This is a genomic window from Ruegeria sp. HKCCD7221 (assembly GCF_013031225.1).
GTDB lineage: Bacteria > Pseudomonadota > Alphaproteobacteria > Rhodobacterales > Rhodobacteraceae > Ruegeria.
Genome location: NZ_WPZE01000001.1, coordinates 771,753 through 794,536 on the forward strand (window position 1 = coordinate 771,753; position 22,784 = coordinate 794,536).

Below are 22,784 nucleotides of genomic sequence, written 5' to 3' on the forward strand. Positions count from 1 at the left end.
TGAAGCACACTGATCTGACGAGGGGAGACGTCTGATGAGTCAGCCACTGATATCACTAAATGACCGGTTCGATCTTGAGAAGAACCCGGTTCTGCTGAACGGAACACAGGCTTTGGTGCGCCTGATGTTGATCCAGAAAGCACGGGACAAACAAGCGGGACTAGACACAGCGGGTTTGGTGACCGGGTATCGGGGATCACCGCTTGGGGCCGTTGATCAGCAGATGATCCGCGCTCAGAAGCAATTGGCCGAAAGCGATGTAACTTTTCAGTACGGTTTGAACGAAGACCTCGCGGCCACCGCTCTGTGGGGCAGCCAACAGGCTGGTTTGCGCGGGGATGGAAAATACGACGGTGTCTTCGGCCTTTGGTACGGCAAAGGTCCCGGTGTTGACCGATCTGGTGACGTGATGCGCCATGCGAATATGGCTGGTACGGCCAAGCACGGCGGCGTTCTAATGGCGATGGGCGATGACCACACTGGCGAAAGCTCGACCGTATTGCATCAATCCGAGTGGTCACTGGTCGACACCTATATGCCCGTGGTCAGCCCGGCCGGGGTTCAGGAAATTCTGGATTACGGGGTCTATGGATTTGCACTCAGCCGGTTTGCCGGCGTCTGGGTTGGCCTGAAGACGATGAAGGACACGATCGAAGTGACGTCCGTCGTGGATGGCAGCGTTGACCGAATGAAGGTGATAACGCCGGACTTTGAGATGCCTGAGGGTGGCTTGAACATCCGGCTTGGCGACACACCGCACCTGCAAGAAGCGCGGATCATAGACTATAAGCGGTTCGCGGCGGAAACATTCTCGCGCGCCAACAAGATGGACAAGCGGGTTTGGGGTAAACCCGGTGCCAAGATCGGTTTTGTCGCTGCCGGGAAGAACTGGCTTGACCTTGTTCACGCCATGTCACTTTTGAACATCGACGAGGCCGAGGCCGAACGGCTTGGGATCACGACCTATAAAGTCGGGCAGACATTCCCGCTGGACATGGCCGGGTTCCACGAATGGGCCGAAGGGCTGGACCTGATCGTGATCGTCGAGGAAAAGCGCAAGCTGATCGAAGTACAGGTCAAAGAAGCCATTTTCGATGATCGCCGGGGGCGCCGGGTCTATGGATGGTACAAGGGCGGTGCAGGTACGCTGCACCGGGAAGAGCTTTTCCCGACACGTGGTGCACTTGACCCGATTATGATCGCCGAGAAATTAGGAGAAATCCTGATCGAGGAAGGTCGTGAAACCGACGGCATTCGCGGCGGCCTCGAGTCGTTGTCCGCAGCCCGACGCGCTGACAACGCCGAAGAGATCGCAACACGCCTTCCGTATTTCTGTTCGGGCTGTCCGCATAACAGCTCGACCAAAGTGCCTGACGGAAGCCGCGCTTATGCCGGCATCGGGTGTCACTATATGGTTCAGTGGATGGACAGGAATACGTCCGGCTTTACCCAAATGGGCGGAGAGGGCGCGAACTGGATCGGTGAAGAGCCGTTCTCGACCACTCAGCACGTTTTCCAGAACCTTGGGGACGGCACCTATAACCACTCGGGTGTGCAAGCCATCCGGGCGGCATTGTCTGCGGGAACGAACATCACCTTCAAGATCCTGTTCAATGACGCGGTTGCTATGACCGGCGGGCAGGGGAACGAGGGCGATCTGACCGCCGAGCGGATCGTAGCCGAAGTTAAGGCGATGGGCGTAAAGGACGTTGCTTTGGTCTATGACGAGAAAGAGGATGTTAACTTCAAGGCTCTGCCCGCCGGGGTCGAGACATTCGAACGCGCGGAACTCATGCAGGTTCAGGAGCGGTTCCGAAACATCGAAGGGGTTTCCGTCATCGTCTACGTACAGACTTGCGCTGCCGAAAAACGGCGGCGTCGCAAGCGCGGTACTTTCCCCGATCCGGACAAGCGGGTGTTCATCAATACCGATATCTGCGAGGGCTGCGGCGATTGCGGCATTCAGTCGAACTGTGTGTCGATCGTGCCCCAAGAGACGGAACTGGGGCGCAAGCGCGCGATTGATCAATCCAGTTGCAACAAGGATTTTTCCTGTTTGAAAGGGTTTTGCCCGTCTTTTGTAACCCTGGAAGGGGCGGAAATCCGTAAGGAAGCCACGACCGAGATTGACCTGCCTGACCTGCCTTTGCCCACTCTGCCGACGATCCACGGCACTCATAACGTGGTGATTACCGGTATTGGCGGCACCGGGGTTGTTACACTTGGCGCGGTTTTGGCGCAGGCCGCTCAGATCGACGGCAAAGGGGCCGGGATGATGGAGATGGCTGGACTGGCGCAAAAAGGTGGCGCGGTGCACATTCATTGTCGCCTAGCCGACCGGCCCGAAGACATCAGCGCAATTCGCGTCGCCACGGGTGAAGCCCACGCATTGATCGGCGGTGACCTTGTTGTGTCCGCCGGGTCCGCGACGCTTGGTCTGACCCGCGCAGGGCAGACAGGAGCAGTGGTGAACAGCCACGAGACAGTCACGGGTGACTTCACCCGTGACACCAAGTTCCGCATTCCAGGTGACAGGTTGGAATTGGCATTGCAGGCGCGTTTGAAGGACGACGTTTCCCTGTTCGATGCCACCGAACTGGCGCGTGCCGTAATGGGCAATTCGATCTATTCCAACATGATGGTGTTTGGGGCCGCGTGGCAGCGCGGGTTGCTACCAATCAGCCATGAAGCCGTTTTGACTGCGATCGAGCTGAATGGAACTGCCGTTGAGCGCAATAAACGGGCATTCGACATTGGACGCTGGGCCGTTTTGCACCCCGAAAAGGTCGGTGAAATTCTGCGCCCCAAGGTCGCCGAACTGCCTAAAACTCTGGATCAACTGATCGAGTTCCGGGCAAGCCATCTATCCGAGTACCAAAGTGCCCGGCTGGTAAAGCGATATCGGAAACTGATTGACTCGTTCGAAGATACGGAAATCAAAGAGGCTGCAGCAAAAGGGTATCACAAGCTGTTGTCCTATAAGGATGAATACGAGGTTGCTCGCTTGCTGTTGTCCAGTCGCGAAAAGGCTGCTGCTGAATTCGATGGGGACTTCAAGATGACCTTCCACCTTGCCCCTCCATTGCTGGGCGGCACCGGACCGGACGGACGTCCACGCAAACGCGATTTTGGCGAATGGATGCTGGGTCCGCTTAAGATAATGAGCAAGTTCAAATTCCTGCGCGGTACACCGTTGGATATCTTCGGCTACAGCGCGGAACGGCGCATGGAGCGTGCTTTGATCAAGCAATTTGAGCGTGATTTCAAAGAGGTGTCTTCGCTGGTCACGCCGCAGACAAAAGACGCCGTTGTTGCGTTGGCCCAGTTGCCACTGGATATCCGGGGTTTCGGACCTGTTTTGAAGGAAAACGAGGCCAAAGCAGCCAAGCGTCGCGAAGAACTGCTGGCAACGATCCGAAGCGGAGGGCCCGATTTGCGCGCGGCAGCCGAGTAAATCGTCACAGCCCTGTCACGATATCTAGGCAAACTTGATGCCTGCACATAAATAGCAGGCAACAAACCCCGGAGTCGTCCATGCCCTCGCGCCGCCATGTCGCTCGTGACATTTCTTATGCTTATTCCGCCGAAACCAAAGGTGGACGCATGGTCATTAAGCTGATGGAGAATACAACCGGCCGGATGCGGCTGATCAAGCGGGCCGACGGGTACGAGAAAGAAGTCGCCAACGGGCGCGATTTCTGGTCGGTGATGGTGGATCGGTACGGGCTTTCGCTGGATGTGGTTGGCGGGTCACTAGCTAATATTCCCAAGACTGGGCCGCTGATCCTGATCGCCAATCATCCCTATGGCATTCTGGACGGGATGATGATGGGGCATATGCTATCCCAGACCCGTGGCGATTTCCGCATTCTGGCGAACAGAGTGTTCCGCAAGGCCGAGGACCTGAACCGCATCGTCCTGCCAATTTCGTTTGATGACACGAAAGAGGCGGTGAAGCTGAACCTGGAGACTCGGAAAACAGCCTTGAACTACCTGGGTGAGGGTGGCGCAATCGGCATTTTCCCCGGTGGCACTGTCAGCACGGGCGCAAAGCCGTTTTCCCACCCGATGGATCCGGGGTGGCGTGGATTCACCGCGCGGATGGTCGCCAAGTCGAATGCTACTGTGGTTCCTGTCTTTTTCGACGGCAACACCTCGCGCCTGTTTCAGATCGCCAGCCATCTGCACAGCACCCTACGTATGGGTTTGTTGATCAAAGAGTTCAAAAAACGCGTAGATACACCTGTCAAAGTCGCCATCGGAGAGCCGATTGGCCGCGACGTTCTGAACCCTTTGGCGAAGGATACGCGCAAGATGATGGATTTCCTGCGCAAAGCCACGTATGAGCTGTCTCCAAAGCCGCTAAGGTCCTATGACTACGGCTATGAATTCGAGGAACGGCATCGCGCCTGAAGGGGCAAATGGCAGTAGGTATTTTTGATTCTGGTTTGGGCGGTTTAACCGTGCTGGACGCCGCGCAGCAACGTCTGCCGGACGTAGAGTTTCTGTATTTCGCAGACAGCGCGCACGCGCCTTATGGGGTGCGGGACGCCGAAAACATCTATGATCTGACGCGCAGCGCTGTGAACGATCTGTGGAGCCGCGGCTGTGATCTGGTGATTCTGGCGTGCAACACGGCAAGCGCCGCCGCCCTGCGTCGGATGCAAGAAGAGGGCGTGCCAGAAGGCAAGCGGGTTCTGGGTGTGTTCGTTCCATTGATCGAAGCGCTGACTGAACGTCAATGGGGCGATAATAGCCCCCCGCGCGAAGTCGCCGTGAAGCATGTTGCCCTGTTTGCAACCCCGGCCACCGTCGCCAGCCGAGCGTTTCAACGCGAACTGGCATTCCGGGCGATCGGTGTGGACGTCGAAGCTCAGGCCTGTGGCGGTGTGGTGGATGCGATCGAGGATGGCGATATGATCCTGGCCGAGGCGTTGGTGCGTAGCCATGTCGATGCGCTGAAACGCAAGATGCCGGAACCGCAGGCGGCCATTTTGGGGTGTACACATTACCCTTTGATGGCAGACACGTTCCAGCAGGCACTTGGCACCAATGTTGAAGTGTTCAGCCAGGGGGATCTGGTCGCGGAGAGTCTGGCGGATTACCTGCAGCGCCATCCCAAGATGCTTGGCGAAGGGAAAGGCGGTTTTCTGACAACCGGGAAGCCAGACGTTGTCAGTGATCGGGCGACACAGTTCCTCCGACGACAAATCACATTCGAGGCCGCCTGACTTAGGTCAAGGATAGTTAAAGGCTGGCCGCTTAGTTCAAAGATCGTCACGTCGGCGGTCGTGATATGTGACATTCAGAAACAAGAGGTCTCAGATGACCCATAAAATCGCAATTCTGGGCGCTTCGGGATATACCGGCGCTGAACTTGTTCGGTTGATCGCCGAACATCCGAACATGGAAATCACCGCTCTTGCCGCCGAGCGCAAAGCGAGCCAGCCGATGGCGCAGGTCTTTCCTCATCTGCGCCATATGGACCTCCCTGATCTGTGCAAGATATCCGAAATCGACTTTTCGCAAGTCGACCTGTGTTTTTGCGCGCTGCCGCATAAGACCAGTCAGGAAGTCATCCGCAATCTGCCTAAAGGGTTAAAGATCGTTGATTTGTCCGCAGACTTTAGGCTGCGTGACCCAGACGAATACGAAAAGTGGTACGGCAACCCTCATGTGGCCTTGGAACAGCAAGACGAAGCCGTCTATGGCTTGACCGAGTTCTATCGCGACGACATTCGCCAAGCTCGACTTGTTGCGGGAACAGGTTGCAACGCCGCGACGGGGCAATATGTGCTGCGCCCGTTAATCTCGGCCGGGGTGATTGATCTGGACGATATCGTTCTGGACCTGAAATGCGCCGTTTCGGGGGCAGGGCGCTCACTCAAAGAAAACCTGCTGCACGCGGAACTCAGCGAAGGGTATAACGCTTACGCTGTTGGCGGCACGCATCGGCATCTCGGAGAGTTTGATCAGGAGTTTTCCGCCTTGGCCGGACGCCCTGTGCACGTTCAGTTTACGCCGCACTTGATTCCGACGAACCGGGGAATTCTGGCGACCACCTACGTCAAGGGCGATCCTGCCAGTGTCTATGAGGTATTGTCCAAGACCTATGAGGATGAGCCGTTCATCAAGATGTTGCCCTTTGGCGAAACGCCTTCGACGCACCATGTGAGGGGGTCTAATTTTTGCCATATCGGAGTGGTTGCAGACCGGATTGAACGCCGCGCGATTGTGATCGGTGCACTTGATAACCTGACAAAAGGTAGCAGTGGACAAGCCTTGCAGAATGCCAATCTGATGTTAGGTGAAGCTGAAACCGCTGGTCTGATGATGGCCCCTCTGTTCCCGTGAGGATATCATGAAGTCACTCAAGAAACGTCGTCGCGTACAAATCATTCTGCTGGCCGTCGTGGCCTTGGTGTCCTCGACGGTGTTGATTGGTTGGGCATTGCAGGACGGTATCAACTTTTTCCGCTCGCCCAGTGAAGTGATCGCTGAACCACCCAAACCTACCGAAGTGTTTCGGATCGGTGGCCTTGTCGAAGAAGGCTCGATTGTTCGCGGTCAGGGTGAAACAGTGACATTTGTTGTGACGGATGGCGGAGAAAGCGTACCGGTCGCCTTTACGGGTGTTCTGCCAGACCTGTTTTCGGAAAATCAGGGCATGGTCGGCACCGGAAGTTACGTAAACGGTGTCTTTGAAGCTACTGAAATACTTGCAAAACATGATGAAACTTACATGCCGAAAGAGGTAGTGGGTGCCCTCAAGGAACAAGGCGTATATCAACACGCCGACGAAGGCTGATCCGACGATTTTCCATTAGGTAAAAGGGCGTTGCGTAGGAAGACTATTCAGCGCCCTTTCTTGTTTCCCGGACTTAACACTTTTGACTGACCGTTCCCTCACACTTTGAAGGAGGGTGCGGTGCAGACGGTTCGACAAATCGCCACACAGATTGTAGCCCGAGAGGGCGGGTTTGTTGATGACCCAGACGACCCGGGCGGCGCAACCAAGTATGGCGTTACAATTCACACAATGCGACGACTTGGTTTGGACCTTTCTGGTGACGGAAAGATAAACAGGGAAGATGTGAGGCTGCTCACCAAATCACAGGCGTTCGACATTTTTGTAACCCACTACTTCAAGGGTCCGCGTCTGGGGCTTTTGCCATTTGATCTTCAGCCTTCGTTATTTGACATGCACGTCAACTCTGGCGCGCAAGCTGTTAAAATATTGCAGATATTACTGCGCGATATGGGGTTTTCACTGGCCGTGGATGGGGTCGTTGGACCGCAGACAGCATACGCCGCACAAAAGGCATCGCGGCCAGAGCCTGTGGTCTTGAAAGACGCCTATGGCGTGGCCCGGAAGAACTATTACTTCCGATTAGCAGACCACCGACCCTCGGCCAGAAAATATGCACGGACGCGGGCAGGCGGCAAAGGTGGCTGGATACGCCGGGCTGAGGAGTTCATCTCGCCGGTCTACCATCTGAGTGATGCAGAGTTTCAGACAAGGGTTGCGGGATGGGACTAATATCCGAGGTTTTGACGTTTCTCTTTGGCGGCGGAAGGAACGTGGTGCGCGAAACAACTGAGGTTTTTCGCCAAAATGCTGAAAGCGCGGCCGTTCGTGATCTGACCTTACAACAACAGGCAATGCTTCAATTCGGCACCGAATTCCGCGCGGCCAACAAAAGCAGGTACGATCGGGTTCTGGATGGTCTTAATCGTTTACCTAGACCGGCGCTGGCCCTTGGCACACTTGGCTTGTTTGTCGCCGCAATGGTTGATCCGCTTTGGTTCGCAGCCCGGATGCAGGGGATTTCTTTGGTCCCTGAGCCGTTGTGGTGGTTGTTGGGTGTGATCGTGTCCTTTTATTTTGGCGCCCGCCATCAGGCCAAGGCATAAGATTTGCAACGAGAGCTATCCGCGGCAATTAAGCGTGCGCCCCAAGTCGTGGAAAATATTAGGCTAATTGAGGGATTGCGTACCGAGGCCATAGGTTCCGCAGACCCCGGCACTGACGCCGAATTGGCGGAAAACGCGCTTCGGCCCGATGCGAACCGCGCGCTAGAGGATTGGCGGCATCAGCGATCCGGCTGAAGCCGCGACACTATGTGCGCCCCTACGGGGCGAAAGTTATTGGTTATCGCCCCGCATCAGGATTATATGCGGGGCCATGATTACTGAACTCGGTCACTTCACCCTGATACTCGCCTTTCTCGTCGCAATCGTTCAGACGGTTTTTCCACTTATTGGCGCGGGCTACCGCTGGACGGGTTGGATGAAGTTCGGTGAAACGGCTGCAATTGCGCAATTCGCGCTAGTCTCATTTTCTTTTTGCGCGCTGGTCTGGGCCTTTGCGACCTCTGACTTTTCGCTACGCATCGTGGTGGAAAACAGCCACTCTCTGAAGCCGATGCTGTACAAGATCAGCGGAACCTGGGGAAACCATGAGGGGTCGATGCTTCTGTGGGTTCTTATCGTTGCGCTGTTTGGTGCAATGGCTGCCTTCTTTGGTGCAGGTTTGCCACCCACACTCAAGGCCCGTGTACTGTCAGTACAGGCCGCCATCGGTGTCGCGTTTTATGCATTCATCTTGTTCACCTCTAATCCTTTCGACCGGCTCATCGTCGCTCCGTTCGACGGGCAGGACCTGAACCCATTGTTGCAGGATCCGGGCTTAGCGTTTCACCCGCCGTTTTTGTATCTGGGCTATGTGGGTCTGAGCATGGCGTTCAGCTTTGCCGTCGCCGCCTTGATCGAGGGGCGTATCGACGCCGCATGGGGCCGCTGGGTTCGGCCATGGACTTTGGCGGCGTGGATTTTTCTGACGATTGGCATCGCTCTGGGATCTTGGTGGGCGTATTATGAACTGGGCTGGGGCGGTTTTTGGTTCTGGGACCCGGTTGAAAATGCCTCGTTCATGCCATGGCTTCTGGCTGCAGCCTTGTTGCATTCCGCCATCGTTGTCGAAAAACGTGAGGCTTTGAAAAGCTGGACGATCCTTCTGGCCATCATTGCCTTTGGCTTTTCGCTTATCGGGACGTTTATCGTTCGATCCGGCCTGCTGACATCCGTTCATGCCTTTGCGAATGACCCGGAACGCGGTGTGTTCATCCTGTTCATTCTTGTCATTTTTATTGGCGGCGCGCTTACCCTGTTTGCGGCCCGTGCTCAGGCGATGGAGGCAAAGGGCGTCTTTGGCATGGTAAGCCGGGAAAGTGCGCTGGTTCTCAATAACATCCTGCTGGCCGTAAGTTGCTTTGTCGTATTCTTCGGAACGATGTGGCCGATGGTGGCGGAAATGGCTTTTGACCGGAAACTTTCGGTTGGTCCGCCGTTCTTCAACGCGGCCTTCACGCCCTTCATGATCGCTTTGGGAATTGCCCTTCCTGTTGGGGCCATGCTTCCATGGAAACGGGGCAAGATTGCGAAAGCCGCCTATTCATTGCGCTTTGCCTTTGTTCTGGCGGTGGCTCTGGCGCTGTTGGTCTGGGCGATGCAGACGGGTCGCAGTTCATTGGGGCCTGCAGGTCTGTTTCTGGGTGCATGGATTACCTTTGGCGCAGCCGTGGATCTTTGGAGCCGCACCGGGCGCAAAGGCAACCTGTCGCGCCTGTTTCGCCTTCCTGGCGCGGATTGGGGCAAGGCCGTCGCACACACCGGGCTTGGCGTTACAATGTTTGCCATAGCGGGCCTTACCGCGTGGGAGGTTGAGGATATTCGTGTCGCCCAACCGGCAAAACCATTCGATGTGGGACAGTTTACATTCACATTGGAAGATGTCCGGCGGGTAGAGGGGCCGAACTACTTCTCAACCATGGCCGAGGTTCTGGTGGAAAAGGACGGACGACCCGTTGCAACCCTATACCCAGAGAAACGAGACTATCCGGTTGCCAGAATGCCCACTACCGAAGCGGCAATCGACTATCGTTTTCTACGCGACGTATATGTCGTGATCGGTGATCAACAGGCTGACGGTGGCTGGGTGATGCGGACCTATATCAAACCTCTGGCCAACTGGATTTGGGGTGGGTGTATTCTTATGGCCCTTGGTGGCTTCATAAGCTTGTCGGACCGCCGCTTCCGTGTTGCGGCAGGTGCGCGCAAGGCCCCTTCGGGTGGAGTTCCCGCAGAATGAAACGACTGTTTTTGATCCTCGCGTTTCTTGCATCGCCTGCGTGGGCGGTTCAACCGGACGAAATTCTGGATGATCCGGTTTTGGAACAGCGCGCGCGCGACCTGAGCACGGGTCTGCGATGCCTTGTGTGCCGAAACGAGAGTATTGATGAAAGCAATGCCGACCTTGCGCGTGACCTGCGCCTTTTGGTTAGGGAAAGGCTGGTCGCAGGCGACACCGATGATGAGGCGATTGAATTCATCGTGGATCGCTACGGTGAATACGTTCTGTTGAAGCCTACCTCTTATGGGGCAAACCTTATGCTGTGGTTGGCCGGTCCAATCATGCTGTTGATCGCTGCGGGCCTGGGTTGGAACTTTGTGCGCAAGCGGTCAAACGCGCAACAATCCACAGGCGGTGAGGCCCTGACCGACGCTGAAAAAGAGCGGTTAGAACAAATTCTTAAGGACTAACGGGTCGTCGGGCTTTCCCTCTCAAGGTAATTGCGTCAGGGTCGCGAGAAATCCAGGACGAACGGGAGGAACGCATGGACTACGAAACGCTGTTATTGGAGGTTGCTGACGATCTGGCAGTAGTCACCTTGAACCGGCCAGACAAAATGAATGCGATGACCGCGCAGATGCGGGCCGAAGTCACACATGCCATGAAACACGCAGCCCGCAATGCCCGCGCAGTCGTATTGACGGGCGCGGGCGGCGCATTCTGTTCGGGTCAGGATCTGGGAGATTCCTCAAGCACCGGCAAGATCGACCTTGAGCGTACTCTGCGGGATGAGTACGAGCCAATGCTTGAAACGATTTATAACAGTCCGGTTCCCACCATCGCTGCGGTGAACGGTGCTGCGGCTGGGGCAGGGGCCAACCTAGCGCTGTGTGCCGACGTTGTGATCGCGTCGGAAAGTGCGTATTTCCTGCAGGCTTTTGCGCGAATTGGATTGTTGCCCGACGCGGGCGGCACATGGTTCACACCGCGGCAAATGGGGTTCGCTAAAGCCATGGGTGCTGCCTTGTTCGCCGAAAAGATCAGCGCGCGGCAAGCTGATGATTGGGGTTTGATTTGGGAAGCCGTTCCTGATGACGAATTTGAGGCGCATTGGCGCAAGCGCGCATCCTACCTTGCCAAAGGTCCAACTGCCGGTTTCGGAGCCATCAAGCAAGCCATTCGGGGCACTTACGACAAAACGCTAAGTCAGCAGCTAGAAATCGAAGCCCATTTACAGGGCGAATGCGGACGAACCCGAGACTTTGCTGAAGGCGTGGTGGCCTTCATGGAAAAACGCCCCCCGAAATTCGAGGGGCGCTGAACCTTATGCTCTGCGACGGCGGCGGGCCCTGCGTTCGGGCACGTCGGCCTCTCCGGTGCCGTCCGAGGCTGACGAAAACGGCCCGAGTGCCTCAGTAATCTGATCCAGTGTGGGGCGAGAGCCGCACGAAGTGGTATCAAGGGCTTCGCGCATCTTTCGAAGATGCGCTGGCATGGTGCCACAGCAGCCGCCAATGATCGTTGCGCCGGAGTCGCGAGCCATCGCTGCGTATTGCCCCATCAACTCGGGCGTACCGTCATAGTGGATATGGCCGTTGACGTATTTCGGGATGCCCGCGTTGCCTTTTGAGATCACAGGGCGCTCGGTCCCTTGGGCCACAAAACCAAGAACAGTGCGCAGGATGTCAGATGCACCTGTGCCGCAATTCGCACCGAAGGCCACGGGCGGGTTCGGTAGGGTCTCGACCAATTGGGCCAAATCCGCCGAAGTGACGCCCATCATGGTCCGCCCGGCGGTATCAAAGCTCATCGTGCCACACCAGGGCATTTCGGCCAGTGCAAAAGCTTCGGCTGCGGCCCGGAACTCTTCCGGGGCGCTGATTGTCTCAAGCCACAGAACATCCGCACCGCCAGCCTTCAACGCTTCGGCTTGTTCATGGAACATCTCGACAGCGCCAGCATGGGACAGGCTTCCGATGGGTTCCATAATCTCGCCCGTCGGACCGACCGAACCGGCGACGATTACGAGGCGTCCGGCTTTGTCAGCGACCTCGCGGCCCAATTCAGCGCCGACCCGGTTCAGCTCGGCCACACGATTTTGAGCATCGTGCAGTTTCAACCGCGCCGAAGTTCCGCCAAACGTGTTTGTCAGAAACAGATCGCTGCCCGCATCGACCGAACCTTGATACAAAGCCTTGATTTTTTCGGGAGAATCCACGTTCCACAGCTCAGGCGCGTCACCAGATTGCAAACCCATATTGAACAAGTTTGTTCCGGTGGCACCATCAGCCAGAATCGTATCATTGGTTTCCAGAAATGTGTTGAGCGCGTTTGTCATTGAGGTTTCCAGATGTCGGCAAGGCCGAACAAGGCCGTATAAACTAAGATGCCCCGTCTCTCATGGACGGGGCATCAAATCAAATTCATAAAACTCATGAAGATCATGAGTTGGGCGTTGGCCTTACTGAGCTTCGCTCAGAATCTGCGCCTTGGCCTCAGGCAAAAGCTCGGCCATTTTCGCGCGGATTTCATCATCGGATGACAAAGAGCCAAGGTCGCCGGACACTTTGCGAACCACGTCCTCGTGGCCAGCTTCTTCCATATCGGCGATCACAACGGTTTTGGCATAATCTTCAGCCTCGGCACCGGACTTGCCCAGCTTTTCCGCGGCCCAAAGGCCCAAAAGCTTGTTGCAGCGTGCCTGTGCCTTGAACTGCATCTCTTCATCATGCGCAAACTTGGCTTCAAAGGCGTTTTCGCGTTCGTCAAACGTGGTCATTGATTGGGGACCCCTTGGATTACATCTTCTTAATTGATGATATGACTATAGCTGCGCCCGGACGCAAGGTATTTGCGCTGCGTCAAAGACCCTCGGGTCGTCGAACTTGCGGGAAAGTGGGGCTTGGACTATGAGAGCGCCAAGAAGCATGGGAAATCCCCGGCTCAACAGTCTGGAAGGGTCGCTTATGGCGCGTCGCAAGAAAATCTATGAAGGCAAAGCCAAGATTCTGTATGAAGGCCCCGAGCCGGGTACCATTGTGCAGTATTTCAAGGATGACGCCACCGCGTTCAACGCGGAAAAAAAGGATGTCATCGACGGCAAGGGCGTTCTGAACAACCGCCTGAGCGAATTCTTCATGAACGGCCTGAACCAGATAGGCGTGCCGACCCATTTCATTCGTCGCCTCAACATGCGCGAACAACTGGTTCGTAGCTGCGAGATCGTGCCCCTTGAAGTGATCGTGCGCAATTATGCGGCCGGAACCATGTCCAAGCGCCTTGGAATTGCTGAGGGAACGCAGTTGCCGCGTCCTATTGTTGAGTATTGCTACAAGGATGACGCTCTGGGTGACCCGCTGGTAACTGAAGAGCACATTGCAGCATTCGGTTGGGCTAGCCAGCAGGATATGGACGATATCCTTAGTCTTGCGTTGCGTGTGAACGACTTCATGAGCGGCATGATGCTGGCGGTTGGTATCCGTCTGGTCGACTTCAAGATCGAGATCGGCCGTGTTTTCGAAGGCGATTTCCAACGCCTGATCGTAGCCGACGAGATCAGCCCGGACAGTTGCCGCCTGTGGGATATTGAAACGGGCCAGAAATTGGACAAGGACGTATTCCGCCGCGATTTGGGCAGCCTGACAGATGCCTATTCCGAGGTGGCGCGTCGTCTGGGCGTTCTTCCCAAAAGCAATGTGACCAAGCCCACACTCATCAATTGAGGCATGCCCACATTCTGACCTTGAAACGCCGCATCTAATTGCGGCGTTTTTTAATTGCCGACGGACCTGCGGCAAACTGCGTGCGGACAAGGGTTGTCGAATGGCCAAAGGCGCGCTATCCCCCGCGCAACGGAACGGGCCGTGACCGAAGGCCCTTAGCTGGAGTTGCAGGAATGAAAGCACGGGTGCATGTGATGCTCAAGAACGGGGTTCTGGACCCGCAGGGTGAAGCGGTGCGTCATGCATTGGGCGCTATGGGCTTCGATCAGGTCGAAGGCGTGCGCCAGGGCAAAGTGATCGACCTGGAACTGGCCGAAGGCGCGACCGAGGCCGACGTGACCCAGATGTGCGAAAAGCTGTTGGCCAACACGGTCATCGAACGCTACGAAATCGAACTGGTCTGACGGGATGCGGGATGCGCTCTATTCCGGGCGGTTGGCCGTGTTTGGCACCGGTGGAATGCCAAGTTGGCGCTATCCTTCACTTATATCGTTGATCGCTGGGGGCGGTGTTGATCTGAGCCCGCTGGCGTCACGTCAGAATTCACTGTCTCTGGTAAGTGAAAAACTTGCCGCTGTTGATCATCCGACGCCACTCGGCGTTGCCGTGGTCGCCGATTATTTGCATTAGGAGGCCCCGTAATGCGCGCAGCAGTCATCGTATTTCCCGGTTCGAACTGTGACCGGGATCTGGCCGTAGCCTTCGAACAGGCAGGCTTTCAGGTTGATATGGTCTGGCACAAGGACGCCGCCTTGCCCGAGGGGGTGGACATTGTCGGCGTACCCGGTGGTTTCTCGTACGGTGATTATCTGCGCTGCGGTGCGATCGCTGCGCAGTCGCCGATCTGCAAGGCCGTCGTGGATCACACAAAGCGGGGCGGCTACGCGCTGGGTGTTTGCAACGGTTTTCAGATTCTGACCGAAACCGGCATCCTTCCGGGCGCTTTGCTGCGAAATGCTGGCCTCAAGTACATCTGCCGAAAGGTCGGCCTGAAAGTCCAGACGAGCGCCAGTGCATTTACCGAGGGATATAACGCAGGGGATGTGATCGGGATTCCAATCGCGCACCACGACGGCAATTATTTCGCCGATGACGACACGCTGGCTCAACTACGGGACCAGGATCGGGTGGCGTTCACCTATACCGAGAATCCGAACGGCTCGGTTGGCGACATCGCTGGTATCCTGTCTGAAAACCGCCGCGTTCTTGGAATGATGCCGCATCCCGAACGTGCGGCAGACGAAGGTCACGGTGGAACAGACGGAACGGCATTGTTCCGCGCATTGTCAGGCGTGCTTGCACCCGCATGACTTGAGGTCGCAGACAAGCCCGCGTAGTTTCCGGGTATGAGTTCCGACGATCGCTCAGGGTGGGCTTCACTGCAAAAACCTTTCCGCGGCGCGCCATTGGGTTGGCGCCTACGTGTTGCGGTTTCCATTCTGCTGATTGCAACCGTTGCAACGATCTGGGTGACCAATCGGTTGCTGACAGATCGGTTTACGGAATCCACGCGCAATCGGGCCGAATTGCGTCTGGCCCTGTATTCCGGCAACCTGCTGAGTGAACTGCGCAGGAACGCAATTGTTCCACAACTTTTAGCGCGGGATCCCACCCTGATTTCGGCGTTGCAATCCAGCGATTTTACGCTTTCAACACAGCGCCTTATATCATTTGTTGAAGAAATTGGTGCGGCATCATTGATGTTGTTGGACAGTGACGGGCGCACCGTTGCTGCCACAGATCGCAGCAGGTTGGGTGAAGCGCACCGAAACTCTCCTTACTACGTGGAAGCTGTCCGCGCGAATTCGACAATTTTCACCGTTATCGAGAATGAAACCGGGTCGTACAGCTTTACCTATTCACGCCGAATGGACGCCGGTTCGGATATTCTTGGGGTAATCGTTGTCGAAGTTGACCTGCAAAAGTTTGAGCGTGCTTGGGCGGGTATCTCTGACGCGGTGATGGTGGCCGATAGTACCGGCACGATTATTCTTTCGACTGAACCGAAGTGGCGGGGACTGGAAGAAAGTGCAGCCCTGGTGCGTCAACCACCCGAAGGCGCGATTGAGCGTGCCATCCGTGCGACAACCGATTGGACGGCATTGCCACCGGACGCCTATCTGCAAGGCGAAGCCGTGATGAGACTAGACACGCGGATTCCGTTCAGAGGATGGCAAATGACGTCGTTCACGACCTATTCCTCAATTCGGGAAAAGGTGAACAGCGTCATCGCGCTGGAAATCATGGGTTTTGCGATTCTTCTGGCGCTTGCCTTCTATGCGCTCAGTCGCCGGGCAACGTTCCGCATGGCCCTGTTCCAGCGCGAGTCGGCAGAGCTTCGCGCATTGAACACAAGGCTACAGCGGGAAATTGCTGAACGTGAGAGGGTCGAAAAGACGCTGGAAGTGGCAGAACAGACGCTTGCGCAAAGCTCAAAACTTGCGGCCCTTGGTGAGATGTCGGCGGCTGTCAGCCACGAGTTGAATCAACCATTGGCTGCAATGAAAACCTATTTGGCGGGCGCACGCCTGCTGCTGCGCCGAAACCGCCCAGAAGAGGCGTTGGCCAGCTTTGGCCGCATCGACGGTTTGATCGAGCGGATGGGAGCCATTACCCGACAGCTCAAGTCCTATGCGCGCAAGGGCGCGGATGCGTTTTCGCCTGTAAATCTTGGTGAAGCGCTGGCCTCGGCTCTGTCGATGATGGAACCGCAATTGCGGCAGCGCCATGTTAAGATCACGCAAATTCTCCCGGAAGAACCCGTGTTTGTGATGGGGGATCGGATGCGGATTGAACAGGTCATGGTGAACCTCTTGCGGAATGCGCTGGATGCCACCAAATCTGTAACAGAGCCAGATGTCGAAATAATTCTGGCCGTGGGCGACATGGCGGTGTTGACTGTAAGGGATAACGGTCACGGGATCGAAGACATCGAAAACCTGTTCGAGCCCTTCTACACGACCAAACAACCCGGCGATGGCGTTGGGTTGGGGCTTGCCATCTCGTCCGGGATCGTAAACGACCATGGCGGACGGCTGACCGCGCGCAACAGCCCGAACGGAGGCGCGGTGTTCGAGATGCAACTGCCGACACTAGGAAGCGACGGCCTTGAGGCCGCGGAATAACGGGGAAAGACTATGGCTCAAGCCATGAAGATTGCCATCGTGGACGACGAACAGGACATGCGCCAGTCGATCAGTCAGTGGTTGGCGCTGTCGGGATATGACACGGAAACCTTTTCCAGTGCCGAAGATGCGCTCAAGGTTCTTGGGCCGGAATACCCGGGGATCGTCATCTCCGACATCAAGATGCCGGGCATGGATGGCATTCAATTGTTGAAAAAGCTGATGGGTGCGGACAGTACTCTGCCGGTTATCATGATCACCGGACATGGCGATGTTCCCATGGCGGTAGAGGCCATGCGTGTCGGGGCGTTCGATTTTCTTGAGAAGCCGTTCAACCCGGATCGGATGTCAGAGCTTGCCAAGCGCGCCAGCAACGCGCGGCGCCTGACGCTCGACAACCGTGCCCTGCGGCGGGAATTATCGGACGGCACGCAGATCATGAACAAGTTGATCGGTGCCAGCCCTGTGATGGACCGTCTGCGTGAAGACATTCTGGATCTGGGTCAGGCCGACGGCCACGTGCTGATCGACGGCGAAACAGGTACTGGCAAGACGCTGGTGGCTCATGCGTTGCACGCTGTTGGCAGCCGGGCCGGTAAGAAGTTTGTTCTGGTGTCTTGTGCAGCGCTTGAGGAAGAGGCCCTGTCAAAGCGCCTGTTCGGACCGATGATGCCCGAAGACGCACAATTACCAGCGATCGAAGAGGCGCGCGGCGGGACTTTGGTCTTGGAAGATATCGAAGCCCTGAGCGATACGTTACAGGCGCGGCTGCTGAGTGTGATGAACGATCAGGGAACACCGGCCGAAACGCGTATAATAGCGATTTCAAACCTTCAAGAAGCTGGCAAGACCAGCGAGGATGTGCTGCGCCCGGACCTCTTCTACCGTTTGGCTGCGTTGCGGATTACTATGCCCCCGTTGCGGCAGCGTGGTGAGGATATCCTGACGTTGTTCACCCGTCTGAGTGAGCAATTTGCCGAGGAATATGGCTGTGACGCACCTCAGGTCAGTGCTCAGGAAGCAGCGCAGTTGTTGCAGGCCCCGTGGCCGGGCAACGTGCGTCAGCTGATCAATATTGCCGAGCGTGCCGTTCTGCAATCGCGTCGCGGCTCGGGCACCATTGCTTCGTTGCTGATGTCAGATCACGAAGAAATGCAACCGGTGATGACGACCGAAGGCAAACCCCTGAAAGAGTATGTCGAGGCATTCGAACGAATGTTGATCGACAATACGATGCGCCGCCACAAAGGTTCAATCGCGTCCGTGATGGAGGAACTGTGCCTTCCAAGGCGTACCTTGAACGAGAAAATGGCCAAGTACGGGCTTCAGCGTTCGGACTATCTGTAAAGGCGAGGAGGGGGCCAGCCCCCTCTTGAGCCTTTGGCTCAATTCACCCCCGAAGTATTTTTGAACAGAAGAAGGTGCAGATGCCTGCTTGGAGGCGCTGTCATGCAGTTTGCCCATTGTCTTTTCCACAGGACTGCTTTTATTGTAACCGAACGGGCCGGGCCTTTTTGCGCCCTCAAGTCCCGAATCTTTGAGTTTCGCTGCAATGCTGCAGGTGGTGACAATCTCCCACACAGGCTGCGCAGACCGATTGTGCCCCGTATCGGGGCAAGTGAACGCCTGAACCCGTCGATACGGGTGATAGGAATAAATGGGCAGGCAGCGTAGGACCGCGCCTGTCGGAGAAGAACCGCGATGACGCGCGCGCAACGATTGACCATACGGGCAGGGGGCCACAGCGCCGGACCCTGCTGCGCGCCGTCCGAAATCGCCCTGACAAGACACCACCCCAAAAGCGCCTGTCCACCCGGACGGGCCAGGACAACGCGTTTGGCGCGGTGCACCAAGGACACATGGCTAAGAAAATGCTTATCGATGCCACCCACGCGGAGGAAACCCGCGTTGTGGTGGTCGACGGAAACAAGGTCGAGGAGTTCGATTTTGAATCCGAAAACAAACGCCAGCTTGCTGGCAACATCTATCTTGCAAAAGTAACGCGGGTCGAACCGTCCCTTCAGGCTGCGTTCGTTGACTACGGTGGCAATCGCCACGGGTTTCTTGCGTTTTCAGAGATCCATCCGGATTATTATCAGATTCCTGTCGCTGACCGTGAAGCGTTGATGGAAGAAGAGCGGGCTTATGCGGAAGCGTTGAAAGCACGCGATGAGGCGGAGGAATCCAAGCCCAAGAAACGTCGCTCGCGCTCTCGGACCAAAGCTGCTGACGTAAAAACCGAGGACGCAGTCGAAACGCTTGATGTTTCGAACGAGCCTACTGGTATGGAGACAATTGACCTCGGCGATGGGGAAGAAAATCCCGATCTAGAGGTGCCGGAGGGGACGTCCCCAGCAGATCGCGTTGCCGAAACACCTGTTGAGGAGCCTGTTGACGACGCACCGGAGGCATCCGAAGACGCGGCGGGCGAAGGCGTTGAAAGCGCGGCTGATGAGGCACCAGAAACCCAAGAAGCGGATGCAGCTGTCGAAACGCCGGCTGCTGAAGGCACCGCCGAGGACAGTTCGGACGGTGACTCCGGTGGGGAAGATGCGGGCGACGCTGCCCCCACCGCCGAAGCTGCTGAGCAGACGTCAGACGAAGGCGAAACCAAAGAAGATAGTGACGAGGCAGAGGCCCGTGCGGATGCGGCCGCCAAAGACGATTCAATCGAATCCGTTGCGGATGAGGATGACAGTGAGGACATTCGGCCACCGCGTAAACCACGGCCGCGTCGTTACAAAATCCAAGAGGTTATCAAGGTTCGACAGGTCCTTTTGGTGCAGGTTGTCAAGGAAGAGCGTGGAAACAAGGGCGCTGCTCTGACGACGTACCTGTCTTTGGCCGGTCGTTATTGCGTTCTGATGCCCAACACAGCGCGCGGCGGCGGGATCAGCCGAAAAATCACGAATGCGCCTGACCGAAAGAAGCTGAAGGAAATCGCAGCCGAGATTGATGTGCCAACTGGCGCAGGACTGATTATTCGAACGGCTGGAGCCAAACGCACCAAGTCTGAAATCAAGCGCGACTATGAATATCTTCAGCGGATGTGGGAACAGATCCGCGAACTGACATTGAAGTCCATCGCGCCGGCGAAAATTTATGAAGAAGGCGATCTGATCAAGCGGTCGATCCGCGATCTTTATAACCGCGACATCGACGAAGTTCTGGTTGAAGGTGAAACCGGTTACCGGATCGCCAAGGACTTCATGAAAATGATCATGCCGTCCCACGCCAAGAACGTGAAACGGTATGAGGACACGCTGCCTCTGTTCGCGCGCTATCAGGTTGAAAGCTATCTGGCGGGGATGTTCAACCCGACCGTTCAGTTGAAATCCGGTGGCTATATCGTGATCGGCGTGACCGAAGCACTGGTTGCGATTGACGTGAACTCGGGCCGGGCGACCAAGGAAGGCTCGATTGAGGACACCGCACTTAAGACCAACCTTGAAGCGGCCGAAGAGGTGGCCCGGCAATTGCGCCTGCGTGACCTGGCTGGTCTGATCGTCATCGACTTTATCGACATGGACGAGCGCAAGAACAACACGGCCGTTGAAAAGCGCCTGAAAGACAAGCTGAAAACCGACCGAGCGCGCATTCAGGTTGGCCGGATTTCCGGCTTTGGCTTGCTTGAGATGAGCCGTCAGCGTCTACGCCCCGGAATGCTGGAGGCAACGACGCAGCCTTGCCCGTCCTGCCATGGCACCGGCCTGATTCGCTCGGACGACAATATGGCGCTCACCATTTTGCGCCAAATCGAAGAAGAGGGTACACGCCGCCGGTCGCGTGAGGTTCTTGTTCGCTGCCCGGTGAGTATCGCCAACTTCTTGATGAACCAAAAGCGCGAGCACATTGCCCAAATCGAAGCCCGGTATGGTCTGTCCGTCCGGATCGAAGGGGACGTGCATCTGGTCAGCCCTGATTTCTCGTTGGAGAAGTTCAAGACAGCGAGCCGTATTGTACCCGAGGCGAGTGCCCCGGTTGTTTCCGTCGATGCCTCATTGATGGACCTTGTGGATGCTTCTGACGAAGAGCAGGTTGAGGACGAAGCTCCTCAGGCGGAAGATGAGACAAAGCCCAAGCGCAAGCGTCGTCGTCGCCGTCGCAAAAAGAGCGGCAATTCGGGTGACGCGCCTGAGGTAAATGGAGAAGAGGGCGAAGAAGCACCGGCTGAACCTTCGGATGAGGCGGAAGCAGAAGCTGTTGCAGATGACGCGGTCGAAGAAGAAAAACCGGCTAAACCAAAACGTCGCCGTTCACCCCGCCGCAAGAAAAAAGACCCCGAAACGGCTGAAGCTTCTGAGGAAAGTCTGGCGTCGGACACCAGCAATGAAAAGCCTGATGAAACGGCGGACACCGAAACGACCGAACCTTTGGTCGCTGAGAGTGAACCTGTGACCGAGGCCGAAGCCGCTGTTGAACCGGAACCAGAATCAGAATCGGTTTCCGAAGAGATTGCCGAGCCAGTAGCGGAAGCACCGGAAGAGCCTGCTCAGGACCCAGAACCGGAAGAACCCGCCGCAGAGCCGGTGTTGGAAGTGGTTGCAGAAGAGCCTGAGGCACCAAGCGATCCTGCCAAACCCAAGCGACGGGGTTGGTGGTCGTTGGGACAATAACAGGATCAGGCGGGTTTCAAGACCCGCCTTTTTTCTTTGAAAGCTGTGGTTTTTTGTCAGCCCGCCTTTTGAATGACGTAGATCTGGTGCCCGTCTGAATCCTCTTGCGAGATAAGCACGTGTCCACTTTCGGCGCAGAAATGTGGAACGTCAACAACAGCAGCGGGGTCGTCGGCCAGAATGCGCAACAACGACCCTTTCGGCATAGATTTCAACCGCTTGCGCGCTTTGAGCACGGGCAGGGGGCACAACAGCCCCAATGCGTCGAGTGTTTCCGGCGTGTCAGACATAAATATCAAATATTTCCAGTTTTATCGGGTGTCCAGCATGCAACCACGAGGATGTGACCGAATTGCCCCGTGACGTCGGCGGAGTCATAACTTATGTGCTGAGTCATGTTCGGAATTGACATCATAGACGCGGGCCTTTTGCCTGCCATGTTCATCGCGATGCTGGGCGGCCTGATTAGCTTTTTGTCACCCTGCGTTTTACCAATTGTACCACCATATTTGGCGTATATGAGCGGCGTGTCCATCAACGACATGCAGGATCAGGCGCAGGCACGTCGAAAGGCGACCCTGACGGCCTTGTTCTTTGTTCTGGGTCTTTCAACGGTATTCCTGCTGTTGGGTTTTACAGCGTCTGCCTTTGGCGCGTTTGTACTGCAGAATCAGGTTCTTTTCGCCAAACTGTCTGGCGCGGTTGTGATTGTCTTTGGTTTGCATTTCCTGAACGTGTTTCGAATTCCGTTTCTTGACCGAGAGGCCCGTATCGAAACCGGTGATTCAGGTGGCTCGGTCTTTGGCGCTTACATTCTAGGTCTTGCGTTCGCCTTTGGATGGACGCCCTGCATTGGTCCCCAATTGGGCGCGATTCTGTCTCTTGCTGCATCCGAGGCGTCCGTGGTGCGTGGAACGCTGCTATTGGGGGTCTATGCGGCGGGGCTGGGAATACCCTTCCTTCTGGCGGCGATGTTCCTCAACCGCTCGATGACTGTGATGAACAAGATCAAACCGCACATGGCGACGATTGAAAAAGTCATGGGTGGCTTGCTGTTGTTTGTCGGCATCATGCTGATCACCGGCTTGTTTACCGAATTCAGTTGGTGGTTGCTGGAAACCTTCCCGGCACTGGCGAATTTCGGTTGATAACCTGATCTGTCTTACCTTGTCGGTAATGCTGCGGTAAC

Annotated in this window: 20 protein-coding genes and 1 pseudogene; 18 read left to right on the top strand and 3 right to left on the bottom strand. The window is 56.3% G+C overall.

Annotated elements, in window-relative coordinates; all coding sequences use genetic code 11:
- The first annotated feature begins 34 nt into the window (after positions 1 to 34).
- From GOX73_RS03805 to GOX73_RS03850, 10 genes and pseudogenes are all read left to right on the top strand, one after another.
- Complete coding sequence (locus GOX73_RS03805; protein WP_171125185.1) at positions 35 to 3,454, top strand: indolepyruvate ferredoxin oxidoreductase family protein; 3,420 nt, start codon at positions 35 to 37, stop codon at positions 3,452 to 3,454.
- Positions 3,455 to 3,534: 80 nt separating this feature from the next.
- Positions 3,535 to 4,413 carry a lysophospholipid acyltransferase family protein gene (locus GOX73_RS03810; RefSeq protein WP_171125183.1) on the top strand — a complete coding sequence of 293 codons (879 nt, stop codon included), beginning with the start codon at positions 3,535 to 3,537 and terminating at the stop codon, positions 4,411 to 4,413.
- 8 nt (positions 4,414 to 4,421) lie between these two features.
- Positions 4,422 to 5,231, top strand: coding sequence for a glutamate racemase (locus GOX73_RS03815; protein ID WP_171125181.1), 810 nt, complete (start codon positions 4,422 to 4,424; stop codon positions 5,229 to 5,231).
- Between the two features lie 94 nt (positions 5,232 to 5,325).
- Positions 5,326 to 6,354 carry an N-acetyl-gamma-glutamyl-phosphate reductase gene (gene argC / locus GOX73_RS03820; RefSeq protein WP_171125179.1) on the top strand — a complete coding sequence of 343 codons (1,029 nt, stop codon included), beginning with the start codon at positions 5,326 to 5,328 and terminating at the stop codon, positions 6,352 to 6,354.
- Positions 6,355 to 6,361: 7 nt separating this feature from the next.
- Positions 6,362 to 6,808: a cytochrome c maturation protein CcmE gene (gene ccmE, locus GOX73_RS03825; RefSeq protein ID WP_171125177.1), complete on the top strand. Its 447-nt coding sequence runs from the start codon at positions 6,362 to 6,364 to the stop codon at positions 6,806 to 6,808.
- A gap of 120 nt (positions 6,809 to 6,928) precedes the next feature.
- Positions 6,929 to 7,540, top strand: coding sequence for a holin-associated N-acetylmuramidase (locus tag GOX73_RS03830; RefSeq protein ID WP_171125176.1), 612 nt, complete (start codon positions 6,929 to 6,931; stop codon positions 7,538 to 7,540).
- Positions 7,531 to 8,109: pseudogene (locus GOX73_RS03835) on the top strand (holin family protein). The gene GOX73_RS03830 and the pseudogene GOX73_RS03835 overlap by 10 nt, the downstream one beginning before the upstream one ends.
- A gap of 76 nt (positions 8,110 to 8,185) precedes the next feature.
- Positions 8,186 to 10,150 carry a heme lyase CcmF/NrfE family subunit gene (locus GOX73_RS03840; RefSeq protein ID WP_171134790.1) on the top strand — a complete coding sequence of 655 codons (1,965 nt, stop codon included), beginning with the start codon at positions 8,186 to 8,188 and terminating at the stop codon, positions 10,148 to 10,150.
- Positions 10,147 to 10,602 (top strand): cytochrome c-type biogenesis protein, encoded by a 456-nt coding sequence (locus GOX73_RS03845; RefSeq protein ID WP_171125169.1) that lies wholly within the window; start codon positions 10,147 to 10,149, stop codon positions 10,600 to 10,602. The genes GOX73_RS03840 and GOX73_RS03845 overlap by 4 nt, the downstream gene beginning before the upstream one ends.
- Positions 10,603 to 10,676: 74 nt before the next feature.
- On the top strand, positions 10,677 to 11,453 hold the full coding sequence (locus GOX73_RS03850; RefSeq protein WP_171125167.1) for an enoyl-CoA hydratase-related protein: 777 nt from the start codon (positions 10,677 to 10,679) through the stop codon (positions 11,451 to 11,453).
- Positions 11,454 to 11,456: 3 nt separating this feature from the next.
- Here the strand turns inward: GOX73_RS03850 and bmt are convergent, their stop codons facing one another.
- Complete coding sequence (gene bmt / locus GOX73_RS03855) at positions 11,457 to 12,470, bottom strand: betaine--homocysteine S-methyltransferase (RefSeq protein WP_171125165.1); 1,014 nt, start codon at positions 12,468 to 12,470, stop codon at positions 11,457 to 11,459.
- A 123-nt stretch (positions 12,471 to 12,593) separates the two neighbouring features.
- Positions 12,594 to 12,911, bottom strand: coding sequence for a DUF1476 domain-containing protein (locus GOX73_RS03860; protein ID WP_171121358.1), 318 nt, complete (start codon positions 12,909 to 12,911; stop codon positions 12,594 to 12,596).
- Positions 12,912 to 13,098: 187 nt separating this feature from the next.
- Here GOX73_RS03860 and purC point away from each other — a divergent pair, with 187 nt between their 5' ends.
- The 7 genes from purC (at position 13,099) to GOX73_RS03895 (ending at position 21,595) form a co-directional block, all read left to right on the top strand.
- A complete protein-coding gene (purC, locus tag GOX73_RS03865; RefSeq protein WP_171121706.1) occupies positions 13,099 to 13,854 on the top strand; it encodes a phosphoribosylaminoimidazolesuccinocarboxamide synthase in 756 nt (251 codons plus the stop codon).
- A 173-nt stretch (positions 13,855 to 14,027) separates the two neighbouring features.
- Positions 14,028 to 14,258 (top strand): phosphoribosylformylglycinamidine synthase subunit PurS, encoded by a 231-nt coding sequence (purS, locus tag GOX73_RS03870; protein WP_170683997.1) that lies wholly within the window; start codon positions 14,028 to 14,030, stop codon positions 14,256 to 14,258.
- Positions 14,259 to 14,262: 4 nt separating this feature from the next.
- On the top strand, positions 14,263 to 14,484 hold the full coding sequence (locus tag GOX73_RS03875) for a hypothetical protein (RefSeq protein WP_171125163.1): 222 nt from the start codon (positions 14,263 to 14,265) through the stop codon (positions 14,482 to 14,484).
- Between the two features lie 11 nt (positions 14,485 to 14,495).
- A complete protein-coding gene (gene purQ / locus GOX73_RS03880; RefSeq protein ID WP_171125161.1) occupies positions 14,496 to 15,164 on the top strand; it encodes a phosphoribosylformylglycinamidine synthase subunit PurQ in 669 nt (222 codons plus the stop codon).
- Positions 15,165 to 15,200: 36 nt separating this feature from the next.
- Positions 15,201 to 16,979: an ATP-binding protein gene (locus GOX73_RS03885; protein WP_171125160.1), complete on the top strand. Its 1,779-nt coding sequence runs from the start codon at positions 15,201 to 15,203 to the stop codon at positions 16,977 to 16,979.
- Positions 16,980 to 16,991: 12 nt separating this feature from the next.
- Complete coding sequence (locus tag GOX73_RS03890) at positions 16,992 to 18,326, top strand: sigma-54 dependent transcriptional regulator (RefSeq protein WP_171125158.1); 1,335 nt, start codon at positions 16,992 to 16,994, stop codon at positions 18,324 to 18,326.
- Positions 18,327 to 18,838: 512 nt separating this feature from the next.
- Entirely contained in the window at positions 18,839 to 21,595 is a 2,757-nt protein-coding gene (locus GOX73_RS03895) for an Rne/Rng family ribonuclease (RefSeq protein WP_171134791.1), read from the top strand.
- A 56-nt stretch (positions 21,596 to 21,651) separates the two neighbouring features.
- On the opposite strand, the gene GOX73_RS03900 is transcribed toward GOX73_RS03895, so the two are convergent.
- Positions 21,652 to 21,885 carry a sulfurtransferase TusA family protein gene (locus GOX73_RS03900; RefSeq protein ID WP_171125154.1) on the bottom strand — a complete coding sequence of 78 codons (234 nt, stop codon included), beginning with the start codon at positions 21,883 to 21,885 and terminating at the stop codon, positions 21,652 to 21,654.
- A gap of 105 nt (positions 21,886 to 21,990) precedes the next feature.
- Between GOX73_RS03900 and GOX73_RS03905 the strand changes: the two genes are divergently transcribed.
- Positions 21,991 to 22,743 (top strand): cytochrome c biogenesis CcdA family protein, encoded by a 753-nt coding sequence (locus GOX73_RS03905; RefSeq protein WP_171125152.1) that lies wholly within the window; start codon positions 21,991 to 21,993, stop codon positions 22,741 to 22,743.
- The last annotated feature ends 41 nt before the right edge of the window (positions 22,744 to 22,784 follow it).

Coding starts and splice junctions, on each gene's coding strand:
- GOX73_RS03805 (WP_171125185.1), top strand. CDS start 35: ATGAGTCAGCCACTGATATCACTAAATGACCGGTTCGATCTTGAGAAG.
- GOX73_RS03810 (WP_171125183.1), top strand. CDS start 3,535: ATGCCCTCGCGCCGCCATGTCGCTCGTGACATTTCTTATGCTTATTCC.
- GOX73_RS03815 (WP_171125181.1), top strand. CDS start 4,422: ATGGCAGTAGGTATTTTTGATTCTGGTTTGGGCGGTTTAACCGTGCTG.
- argC (WP_171125179.1), top strand. CDS start 5,326: ATGACCCATAAAATCGCAATTCTGGGCGCTTCGGGATATACCGGCGCT.
- ccmE (WP_171125177.1), top strand. CDS start 6,362: ATGAAGTCACTCAAGAAACGTCGTCGCGTACAAATCATTCTGCTGGCC.
- GOX73_RS03840 (WP_171134790.1), top strand. CDS start 8,186: ATGATTACTGAACTCGGTCACTTCACCCTGATACTCGCCTTTCTCGTC.
- GOX73_RS03845 (WP_171125169.1), top strand. CDS start 10,147: ATGAAACGACTGTTTTTGATCCTCGCGTTTCTTGCATCGCCTGCGTGG.
- GOX73_RS03850 (WP_171125167.1), top strand. CDS start 10,677: ATGGACTACGAAACGCTGTTATTGGAGGTTGCTGACGATCTGGCAGTA.
- bmt (WP_171125165.1), bottom strand. CDS start 12,470: ATGACAAACGCGCTCAACACATTTCTGGAAACCAATGATACGATTCTG.
- GOX73_RS03860 (WP_171121358.1), bottom strand. CDS start 12,911: ATGACCACGTTTGACGAACGCGAAAACGCCTTTGAAGCCAAGTTTGCG.
- purC (WP_171121706.1), top strand. CDS start 13,099: ATGGCGCGTCGCAAGAAAATCTATGAAGGCAAAGCCAAGATTCTGTAT.
- purS (WP_170683997.1), top strand. CDS start 14,028: ATGAAAGCACGGGTGCATGTGATGCTCAAGAACGGGGTTCTGGACCCG.
- GOX73_RS03875 (WP_171125163.1), top strand. CDS start 14,263: ATGCGGGATGCGCTCTATTCCGGGCGGTTGGCCGTGTTTGGCACCGGT.
- purQ (WP_171125161.1), top strand. CDS start 14,496: ATGCGCGCAGCAGTCATCGTATTTCCCGGTTCGAACTGTGACCGGGAT.
- GOX73_RS03885 (WP_171125160.1), top strand. CDS start 15,201: ATGAGTTCCGACGATCGCTCAGGGTGGGCTTCACTGCAAAAACCTTTC.
- GOX73_RS03890 (WP_171125158.1), top strand. CDS start 16,992: ATGGCTCAAGCCATGAAGATTGCCATCGTGGACGACGAACAGGACATG.
- GOX73_RS03895 (WP_171134791.1), top strand. CDS start 18,839: ATGGCTAAGAAAATGCTTATCGATGCCACCCACGCGGAGGAAACCCGC.
- GOX73_RS03900 (WP_171125154.1), bottom strand. CDS start 21,885: ATGTCTGACACGCCGGAAACACTCGACGCATTGGGGCTGTTGTGCCCC.
- GOX73_RS03905 (WP_171125152.1), top strand. CDS start 21,991: ATGTTCGGAATTGACATCATAGACGCGGGCCTTTTGCCTGCCATGTTC.